Origin of the sequence: Acidaminococcus sp. CAG:542 (genome assembly GCF_000437815.1) — a bacterium.
Taxonomy (GTDB): Bacteria; Bacillota; Negativicutes; order Acidaminococcales; family Acidaminococcaceae; genus Acidaminococcus.
Map to the genome: position 1 here is coordinate 1 of NZ_FR902038.1, position 7196 is coordinate 7196.

Annotated in this window: 7 protein-coding genes; all 7 read left to right on the plus strand. The window is 58.2% G+C overall.

Annotated features, from left to right (window positions below; all coding sequences use genetic code 11):
* Positions 1 to 179 precede the first annotated feature (179 nt).
* Complete coding sequence (locus tag QVO43_RS02370) at positions 180 to 659, plus strand: CarD family transcriptional regulator (protein ID WP_012938099.1); 480 nt, start codon at positions 180 to 182, stop codon at positions 657 to 659.
* Between the two features lie 192 nt (positions 660 to 851).
* A complete protein-coding gene (locus QVO43_RS02375) occupies positions 852 to 1961 on the plus strand; it encodes a PIN/TRAM domain-containing protein (protein WP_022487005.1) in 1110 nt (369 codons plus the stop codon).
* A gap of 16 nt (positions 1962 to 1977) precedes the next feature.
* A complete protein-coding gene (ispD, locus tag QVO43_RS02380; RefSeq protein ID WP_022487006.1) occupies positions 1978 to 3165 on the plus strand; it encodes a 2-C-methyl-D-erythritol 4-phosphate cytidylyltransferase in 1188 nt (395 codons plus the stop codon).
* 23 nt (positions 3166 to 3188) lie between these two features.
* Positions 3189 to 4661, plus strand: coding sequence for a glutamate--tRNA ligase (gene gltX, locus QVO43_RS02385; RefSeq protein ID WP_022487007.1), 1473 nt, complete (start codon positions 3189 to 3191; stop codon positions 4659 to 4661).
* A gap of 15 nt (positions 4662 to 4676) precedes the next feature.
* Positions 4677 to 6122: a cysteine--tRNA ligase gene (cysS, locus tag QVO43_RS02390; RefSeq protein WP_022487008.1), complete on the plus strand. Its 1446-nt coding sequence runs from the start codon at positions 4677 to 4679 to the stop codon at positions 6120 to 6122.
* A complete protein-coding gene (locus tag QVO43_RS02395; protein WP_288174371.1) occupies positions 6119 to 6598 on the plus strand; it encodes a Mini-ribonuclease 3 in 480 nt (159 codons plus the stop codon). The genes cysS and QVO43_RS02395 overlap by 4 nt, the downstream gene beginning before the upstream one ends.
* Positions 6598 to 7196: FAD-dependent thymidylate synthase (gene thyX, locus QVO43_RS02400; protein WP_369678669.1), on the plus strand; the 599-nt coding region annotated here is incomplete at its 3' end. The genes QVO43_RS02395 and thyX, both read left to right, overlap by 1 nt.

The following is a 7196-nucleotide window of genomic DNA, read 5'->3' on the forward strand; positions in this document are numbered from 1 at the left end:
GCGGCTCATAAGGCCGGGGTGTTGCACATAACGTGCAACACCCCCTTTTTCTCAAAAAACCGTTGACATCACCATAAGATAAGTGTTATAATCTAAAAATTTGACTTCTTGCAACATCCGTGCTACAATAAATACAGTTGTTGGTATTGTATCTACTCTGTACGTAAGGAGGTAGCAGAATGTTTACAGTGGGCGATAAAGTGCTGTACCCCATGCATGGGGCGGCTGTGATAAAGAATGTGGAGCAGAAACAGATTGACGGTCATCCGGTCAACTATTTTGTGCTGAAGATGCTGCTCAGCGATATGAAGGTGCTGATCCCGGAAGTCAATGTGGATAAAATCGGGCTCCGTCCCATTGTGAACAAGGCCATCCTTCCCAAGGTGGAAGACGTGCTGAAGGCCCGGCCGGAAAACAAGATGAAGCGGATCACCTGGAACCGCCGGTACAACATGTACGTGGATAAAATGAAGACCGGGGACATCTTCGAAGTGGCGGATGTGGTCCGGACCCTGGCAGTACAGGAAACGGAAAAGAAGCTGTCCGCCGGGGAACGCAGGCTCCTGACCACCGCCAAGCAGATCCTCCTCAGTGAGTTCATGCTGGTGGAAAGCGTGGATGAAGAAAAAAGTGAAAAATGGCTGGATCAGTTTGTGTAATTTTCTGGCTTGGAAATTTGCCTGCAAATTTCATCATGAAGCCATTGACAATTGACCATTGACGGGAGGTGTGAAATGATTTTTCACACCTCCTTTTTTTACACTTTATTCCAATTTCTGTTGCAATCTCTTTTCTTTATTTTCGTATTATTGTACAATAAACTTTGAAATGTTGCGCAAGGAGGTGAAACTATGGTTGAGAAAATCATCAAATTTGTCGTTATCCTGGTCTTTGCTGCCCTGGGGGTTTTCCTGATGGAAATCGCCACGCCTCTTCTCAGTGAATTCGTTTCTTCGGATTACCTGAAACTGGGGTTTCTGGGGGTGACGCCTCTGAACCTGATTCTGGGGGTGGTCGGGGCCCTGATCTTTGGGTACATCGGCAAGGCTGCCGCCACGCCCCTGATCCATTCCACCCTCCATTATTCGGAGATCCTGGCATCCTATCTGGCGGATCTGCCCACCGGAGACATTTTTGTCCTGTCCATCGGGGTGATCACCGGACTGGTGGTAGCCACCCTTTTGGGGACGGCCTTTTCCCGTCTGCCCATTGTGGGGCCGTACATCTCCCTGATCTTCAGCATCATGGGGGCCCTCATCGGGGCCAAGGTGGCGTTGAACAAACGTGAGGATATCCTTTTATTCTTTAACCGAGTCTGGTTTGCCCGGAACAAGGACAATGCCCGGAAAGCCAGTGCCCGTAATGCTTCCCGCACTTATAAACTGTTGGATACCAGCGTTCTGATCGACGGCCGCATCCTGGATGTGATCCGGCTGGGGTTCCTGGAAGGGATCATCGTGATTCCCAAATTCGTCCTGGAAGAGCTCCAGAAAATCGCCGATTCCGGGGATACCCTGAAACGGAACCGGGGCCGGAGAGGGCTGGACATTGTCCGGGCCATCCAGGGGGACAAAAACGCGGTGGTGGAAATCGCCGACAAGGATTATGACGACATTACGGAAGTGGATACCAAGTTGGTCCGTCTGGCCAAAGAGCGGGGCGGCATGGTGGCCACCAATGACTTCAACCTGAGCAAGGTGGCGGAGATCCAGGGGGTCCGGGTGCTGAACATCAACGACCTGGCCAATGCCCTGAAGCAGTCCGTACTGCCGGGAGAAGAACTCCAGATCTATCTGGCCAAGGAAGGCAAGGAACCGGGCCAGGCCATCGGCTACCTGGATGACGGTACCATGGTGGTGGTGGAAGGGGGCAAGCGCTGTGTGAACTTCACCGTACCGGTGACGGTCACCTCCGTGCTCCAGACTTCTGCCGGACGGATGATCTTTGCCAAACTGAAATAAGATAAGGAATGATGGGATGGAAAAGGAATTGGTTTGCATCATTGCCGCCGCAGGTATGGGAAAACGGCTGGGTTTGGGGTATAATAAAAATTATGCCTCTGTCCGGGGAATCCCCATCCTGGTCCGGAACCTGCATCAGCTGAGCCAGGTGCCCGGCCTGACCCTGGCCCTGGTCACTGTGGCCAAAGGGGAAGAAACGGGAGCCCGGCAGCTGCTCCAGGAGTGGCAGGACCGGCAGTTCCCCGGCCTTGCCTGGCAGGTGGTCACCGGCGGGAAAGAGCGGCAGGATTCCGTGGCCCATGCCCTGGCGGCTCTGCCTGAGGATGCCTCCTGGGTGGCGGTCCACGACGGGGCCCGTCCCTTTGCCGGGCCGGAACTGTTCCAGCGGGTGTGGGACAAAGCCCGGGAAACCGGGGCAGCCATTGCTGCAGTGCCCTGCAAGGATACCATCAAAGTGGATGACTGCGCCGGTTCTGTGGACCACACCCTGGACCGGAGCCGTCTCTGGGCGGTCCAGACTCCTCAGATCTTCCGGCCGGAGCTGCTCCGGGAAGGATTTGCCCTGGCCCGGGAACGCCGGCTGGATGTGACCGACGATGCCAGCCTGGTGGAAGCCCTGGGCGGTCAGGTGGCCCTCATCATGGGGGACTATGACAACCGGAAGATCACTACGCCGGAAGACCTGGCCTGGGCTCAGGATCTGGCAGAACGCAGGGAGGGAAAGCCTATGGAATTCCGGATCGGATCCGGGTATGACGTGCACCGGCTGGTGGAAGGCCGGCCTCTGATCCTCTGCGGGGTCACTGTGCCCTGGGATAAAGGACTGGACGGCCATTCTGACGCGGATGTGGCTCTCCATGCCCTGATGGACGCCCTGCTGGGGGCGGCGGGCCTGGGAGACATCGGCCGGCTGTTCCCGGATACGGACGACGCCTATCTGGGGGCGGACAGCCGGAAACTGCTGGCGGCGGTGCTGGAGAAGCTCCGGGCAGCCGGCTGGCAGGTGAACAACGTGGATGTGACCATCATCGCCCAGCGTCCCAAGCTGGCTCCCTATGAGCCGGCCATGCTGGAGAATCTCATCGCGGACCTGGGGCTGCCCCGGGACGCGGTGAACGTAAAGGCCACCACCACGGAAAAACTGGGCTTTACAGGCCGGGGAGAAGGCATTGCTGCCGAAGCCGTGGCCAGTCTTACAAGATAAAAAACCTTTGGGAGGAAGATACAATGGAAAAGAAACTGAAAGTACGTTTTGCACCCAGCCCTACCGGGCCGTTCCACATCGGAGGCGCCCGGTCTGCGCTGTTCAACTGGCTGCTGGCCCGGAAGGAAAACGGGGTCATGCTGCTGCGGATCGAAGACACCGACCAGGACCGGTCCAAACCGGAATGGGAAGCCAACATCAAAGCGGCCCTGAAATGGCTGGGCATCGACTGGGATGAAGGGGTGGATGTGGGAGGCCCCAACGGCCCCTACCGGCAGATGGAACGGCTGGACATCTACAAGAAATACACCGACAAGCTGCTGGCAGAAGGCAAGGCCTATTACTGCTACTGCACTCCGGAAGAACTGGAAGCGGAACGGGAAGCCCTGACCGCCCAGGGGAAGACGCCCCGGTACATGGGGAAATGCCGGAACCTGACTCCGGAGCAGCGGGCCGCCTACGAAGCGGAAGGCCGGAAACCCACCATCCGGTTCCGGGTGCCGGAAGACCAGGATATTGTGGTCCACGATGAAGTCCGTGGGGACGTGCATTTCGATTCCAACGGCATCGGGGACTTTGTCATCGTGAAAAGCGACGGGATCCCCACCTACAACTACGCCGTGGTCATCGACGACGCCCTGATGGGGGTCAACTGTGTGATCCGGGCGGAAGAACATCTGTCCAACACGCCCCGGCAGCTGCTGCTGTACGATGCCCTGGGATTCGAAAAACCCACCTTCGGTCATATTTCCCTGATCCTGGGACCGGACCACAAGAAGATGAGCAAACGGCACGGGGCCACTTCCGTGGACCAGTACCGGCAGATGGGCTACCTGCCTGACGCCATTGTGAACTTCCTGGCTCTCCTGGGCTGGGCGCCCAATTCTGACCAGGAAATCTTCTCCCGGGAAGAACTGATCCAGCAGTTCTCTCTGGACCATGTGGCCAAGAACCCGGCGGTATTCGACATCAAGAAACTGAACTGGCTGAACGCCCATTACATGCGCCAGCTGTCCGACGAAGACTATGTGGCTTTTGCCGTACCCTTCATGAAGGAAGCCGGGTACATGACCGGGGAAGAAACCGGGGACAAGCTGGAATGGCTGAAGAAAGTCATCCTGACCGCCCGGGACCAGGCGGAATTCGGGAAGGAAATCCCGGAAAAAGTGGCCCTGTACTTCACTGACGAATTCGACTTCGAAACTCCGGAAGCGGAAGCCGTGCTGAAGGAAGAAACAGTGCCCCAGGTGATGAGCCTGTTCCTGGACAAACTGGCAGCTGCAGAAAACCTGGACCATGCCGGCACCAAGGCCCTGTTCAAAGCCGTCCAGAAGGAAACCAAGCTGGGGGGCAAGAAAGTGTTCATGCCTGTGCGGGTGGCTCTCACCGGCAACCAGCACGGACCGGAACTGGCGGAAATGATTCCCCTCCTGGGCAAAGACCGTGCGGCCGCCCGGATCCGGGGCAGCCTGGCCAAAGCCGGCGTGAACCTGTAAGGAAAGGAGCTTTCTATGAGCATCCGTGTATATAATGACATGACCCGGCAGAAAGAGGAGTTCGTGCCTCTCCATCCCGGGAAGGTGGGGATCTATGTGTGCGGGGTCACTCCCTACAACCATCCCCATATCGGCAATGCCCGGCCCTTTGTGGTGTGGGACACCATCCGCCGGTTTTTGGACCATGAAGGGTACGATGTGACCTATGTCCAGAACTTCACCGACGTGGATGACAAGATCATCCGGGCCGCCAATGAAGAAGGGGTCACCTGGGACGTGATCGCCAACCGGTACATCAAAGCCTATTTCGAAGTGATGGACAAGCTCCATGTGAAGCGGGCCCATATCTATCCCCGGGTTTCCGAACACATCCCTGACATCATCCACACGGTCCAGCAGCTGATCGACCATGGCTACGGCTATGTGGTGGACGGGGACGTGTACTACCGGGTGGAAAAGTTCGCCCATTACGGGGAACTGTCCGGCCGGAAGCTGGAAGACATGATGGCCGGCGCCCGGGTGGACGTGGACGAACGGAAAGAGAACCCCATGGATTTCGCCCTGTGGAAATCCGCCAAACCGGGAGAACCCTCCTGGGACAGCCCCTGGGGCAAAGGCCGGCCGGGCTGGCACATTGAATGCTCCACCATGAGCACCAAGTACCTGGGCAACACCCTGGACTTCCATGGGGGCGGCAGCGACCTGATCTTCCCTCACCACGAAAATGAAATTGCCCAGAGCGAAGGAGCCACCGGGGTCCATCCCTTCGTCCGGTACTGGGTCCACAACGGATTCATCACCATCAATGAAGAAAAGATGTCCAAATCCCTGGGCAACTTCAAGACCGTGTATGATCTGCTGAAAGAATACGAACCGGAAACCATCCGGTATTTCATCCTGAACACCCACTACCGGAGTCCTCTGGACTTCAGCCAGGAACGGCTGGCGGAAGCGGGACGGAGCCTGGAACGGCTGCGCACGGCCCAGAACAACCTGCGGGAGATCCAGCAGGTGATCACCGTGGGGCCGGACGCGGAAAGCCTGGCTCTCCGGGACAAAGTGGCGGAACTGCGCCAGGGGTTCTTCGACGCCATGAGCGACGATTTCAACACCTCTCTGGCCATCAGCTATCTGTTCGCCCTGGCCAAGGAGATCAACGTGTACCACAACGCCATCCTCAGCGGCGCCAAGAAGCCTGACGGCAAACTGGTGGAACAGATGGACAAGGCCTGGAAGGAAATGACCGGGGTCATCGGGATCCTGGAAAGTGAACCGGCCGCCAACAGCGAAGGGGGCGCGGTGAGCAACGAGGAAGCGGAAATCGCCGCCAAGATCGAAGAACGGCAGGCTGCCCGGAAAGCCCGGGATTTTGCCAAGGCCGATGCCATCCGTGACGAACTGGCCGCCAAGGGGATCATCCTGGAAGACACGCCCCAGGGCGTACGGTGGAAGAGAAAGTGAGATACGAACAGTATCAGCGGCTCCTGGACCATGTGCTGCATACCTGCGGAACCCCGCAGACCCTGCCGGAACCCCGGCTGATCCACCCGGTGGAACTGGCCTATATCGGGGATGCGGTGTTTTCCCTGTATGTGCGGATGCGGCTTTTGCCCGTGAGCAGCCATGTGCAGGTGCTCCACGACCTGGCCAGCCGGATGGTATCCGCGGTGATGCAGGCCAAAGCCATGGATGACATGGAAGAAGCCGGGATCCTGACGGAAGAGGAAGCCCAGATCGCCCGGCGGGGCCGGAACACCAAAAGCACGGTGCCCAAAAGTGCCAGTGTCCGGGAATACCGCCAGGGCACGGCTTTCGAAGCCCTGATGGGCTACCTGCACCTGACGGACCGGAAGGACCGGCTCCAGGAACTGATGGACCGGTCCTTTGAGCTGATCCGCCGGGCCATGGAGGACGAAAGGAAACAGAAAAAGAAATGATGCATGTAAAACTGCTCCGCTATACTCCCGAACCGGACCGGACCGTGGCCATGAGCGCCCGGCTCTGCTATTCTCCCATCGGGGCAGCGGAACTGGAAACCAAGATGACCGACCAGGAAGTGGCCAGCCTGGTGCGCCGGCTGGGCCAGATGGGGCACACCTCCACCTTTGAGCATGTAAGCTTCACCTTTGCCATCGAAGGGGTGTCCCGGGTGCTGACCCACCAGCTGGTGCGCCACCGGATCGCTTCCTACAGCCAGCAGAGCCAGCGGTATGTGAAGGAACACGATTTCGAGACCATCCTGCCGCCTACCCTGGCAGCCCGGCCGGAATGCAAGAAGGAATTTGAGGACCTGTGCAGCCGGATCCAGGACCTGTACAACAAATGGACGGAGGCAGGGGTGCCGGCGGAAGATGCCCGGTACATCCTGCCCAACGCGGCGGAAACCAAGATCGTGGTCACCATGAACGCCCGGAGCCTGCTCCATTTCTTCCAGCTCCGGTGCTGCGCCAGGGCCCAGTGGGAGATCCGGGCCCTGGCCTGGGAAATGCTCCGGCAGGTGAAGGAAGTGGCTCCCATCCTCTTTGAGAAGGCCGG